At 58.3% G+C, this 2966-nt stretch carries 2 protein-coding genes; both read right to left on the bottom strand.

Translation table 11 applies throughout. The annotated features are described in order from the left end of the window. Window positions 1-21 precede the first annotated feature (21 nt). Complete coding sequence (locus tag Q0341_RS13225) at window positions 22-957, bottom strand: hypothetical protein (protein WP_299514161.1); 936 nt, start codon at window positions 955-957, stop codon at window positions 22-24. Window positions 958-1442: 485 nt separating this feature from the next. After that, a partial coding sequence (locus tag Q0341_RS13220) for a translocation/assembly module TamB domain-containing protein (RefSeq protein ID WP_299514158.1) occupies window positions 1443-2966 on the bottom strand: 1524 nt, incomplete at its 5' end.

Raw genomic sequence — 2966 nt, 5'->3', positions numbered from 1 at the left:
CATGCACCGAGGCAACGGGTGTTAAAAATCTTGGTTGTTCAAGACCAAATGTGCAGGGGCATTGGCATTGATTGGTACCCGGCGGCCTTGAAAGAACATTTTCAGTTTGTCCCACTGGCCTGTTTGAACCAAAAATGGCGCCGTGCCGCGCACGGTCTTTTTCATGCCTGCAGGCAGTTTCACCAAGGTGAGCAGGTTGTCTTGGTCGCGCACGCACAATTCCGTGTCTTCAATCGCTTCAAAGAACACATAGTTGCCCGGCTTGAGTGGCGCCGCCGTCGTGTGGGTAGCGCTGCCCTCGCGCATTTTGGGATCACACGCGGGGGCTTGCGTTGGGGTGGCCATGGCATCGGTGGATGGTGTGGATAGCGCCGACAAGGCAGATGGTTGGCTTTGCGTTAGAACGGCCTGCGCAGCTGGTGCGGATGCTTCAGGCGTGCTGGGCAGCATGGTGGCAAGCGCCATGGCTCGCTCGGGGGCAGACGGTGACGGCATAGCCTTGTTGGCGTTGCTTTGGATCCATTCGTGGCCCATTAAAACCGCCGCGCCAAAGGCCAAGACTGAAAAAGCCACCCACAGAGGTTTGGGCGAAAAGCCCAGGCTTCGGTTCAACGGTGCAGCCTGCAAAGAGGGTTCGCTGGTCGCCCAAGTGTTCGCTTGGGTGGGCGAGGGTTCTGGGGTCGCGTCGTCCATGTTCACCGGTGAGGTCGGCTCTTCTGACTTCGAAACTTCACAAAGCATGACGACTTCATGTCCCAATTTTTTGAGCAGTTTGAGCCCTGTGCTGCGTTTGATTTGTGGGTTGTAAAAACTGTTGCCCTCTCCTTGTTCCAGTTCCTTCAATTGAGCGACCGAGACTGTGTTCATGCGCGCAAAAACCAAAGCATCGATGCCTGCAGCCTCTCGCAAGCTGAGCAGCAATTGAGCATCCTCAGGTTGCCAAGTAAGTTTATTCATGGGGTGTGACTGGCTTTGTCTTTTCAAGGATGAAGAGAGGGGGAGCAGGCGGGTCTGAAATTGATATTTTTGATGGATTGAGGACGTGCCATGCTTGATGGGAGCGCATTCTTGAAATCCATAAAATTCATTTTTTCCGGTTAAAAAACCTGCATTTGGCGAGAGTTAATGGTTTTTCCGAGTCCGGGGCACTCAAAAGCAGTCATGAGTGAAGGCGTTTGAAACGTGGAAACCGCGTCAATGTCAAGCTTGGCAGTGCCTAAGCATGTTCACGACAATATTAGAGTAATTTGCACTTATTTGGCAAGCGGGAAAAGGAATTTTATAGGTCGGGTTTCCCCCATCTGCCTGAGGGTTTTGGGGTGGGCCAATTGGGTGGGGCGAGGGTACGGCTCAGTGACTGCTGCGGGTCCGGACCAGCCCAACACCCTTGCACTGATTGCGCGGTGCCCACACGCTGCCCCCGATGGGGCAGCGCCAGTGTTTCAATCGCGCCGGACGGTGAAGATCAAGTCCAGAGCGCTTTGCTCGCCTGCTTGTGCCCGCAGGGTCAGGCGACGCGAAAGATCGTAGAAGATGTAAAGCGAACCAAAAGCGCCGTTCAGGCTGGTTTCGTAGGCCAAATAAAAGTCTTTGGACACACGTTTGCCCAGGGTCACTGCCGCACCGGTGGCGGTGGCGTCTGAGCGGCTGCCACTGGCCAGCGATATTTCATCCAATCCCAAACTGCTGGCCAGTTCACCACTGAGGCTTTTGCCATTGCCGCTGAGCAGCGCCACCGCCGCTTGTTGCAGCACGGCCGATTCGGCTCCGCCATTGGCAGCAGGTCTGCCCAGCACCAGCCAGGCCAGTTTGTCGGCATCGGGCAGGTCGGGTTCGGCATACAGGCGCACGCGTGGCAGCAAGACCGTGCCCGTGATTTGTACCCCCACACTTTGCGCCAGGTTGGGTCGCAAGGCGATGATGTCCAGACTTGGGTTGTTGTAAGGGCCGCTGAAGCGCAATACGCCTGTCTCAATGCTCAGCAGCTGGCCGTAGGCCTTGTATCGGCCGCCATTTGTTCGCACCTGTCCGGTCAGATGGGGAATGCCTTCCGTGCTGGTGTTGCTGACCAGCGTCAGCTGCCCCGCCAGACGCGTGGTGAGCCCTTGGCCTTGCAATTGGAAGTCGGGCCCCAGGTCGAGGGTGACGCGCACATCGGGCACGCCCAGCCATGATTTGGCGGGCGCTGCGAAGTCGGGTGGCGTGGTCAGCGCGGGTGAGTCGTATTGCGCCATGCCGGGGCGGATCACCACCACGTCGTCGCCCAGTGCGGGCGTGCTGTCTTCAGGCAAGATGAAAAGGGCTTGGTCGGCCTTGAGGTCGCCACGCAGCTGCAATTGACCTCTTGTCAGGTTCGCCGTCAATGCGCCGGAAACGACCAGACGTCGATCGGCCCGGTTGCTGATGCGAAGACCTTTGGCCTCGATGCGCAGGGCCAAGATGGCCGCGCGCAAGGGGTTGGTGCTGGCGTTGGCTGTCGCGTTGCCGTTTGTGCGCGATGCGGGGACTGCGTTGAATTGAACTTGGCCGCTGGCCAGCAACTCGCCGCCTTGCGCCCCGGCGCCGCGCAAAGTCAGACGATCCAAAATGAGCGTTTGGCCTTGCAGTCGGGCTTGCAATTGACCTTGGTTGAACTCGATGCCTTGCACCGCAGAACGAACGGCCAGTTGCTCGGCTTGCAATTGGCCTTGCCATTGTGGCTGAGCGCGTGTGCCAGTCACGTCAAAACGTGCGTCCAGCGTGCCTTGCACCCGCCAGCCCGGTGGCGCCAGCACCGACCAAGCGCCCACTTGCGGTAAGCGGGCGTGCACCGAGCCGGTCAATGGGGCTTGCTCGGGCCATTGCCAACCATCGGCAGTCTGGCTCAGTTGGCTGTGCAATTGGGCCTGAACCTGGCCCAATTGTTCACTGTCCCAGTTCAATTGCGCATGCAGGTTTTCATTCAAGATGTTCACACGGATCCGGGC

This window comes from uncultured Limnohabitans sp. (genome assembly GCF_937889215.1).
GTDB lineage: Bacteria > Pseudomonadota > Gammaproteobacteria > Burkholderiales > Burkholderiaceae_C > Limnohabitans_A.
Note: the sequence above shows the minus strand (reverse complement) of the source record. Positions and strands in the feature narration are given on the sequence as shown.

Bases quoted from the DNA above. Each gene is read 5' to 3' on its own strand.
- Q0341_RS13225 (WP_299514161.1), bottom strand. From the start codon at position 957: ATGAATAAACTTACTTGGCAACCTGAGGATGCTCAATTGCTGCTCAGC.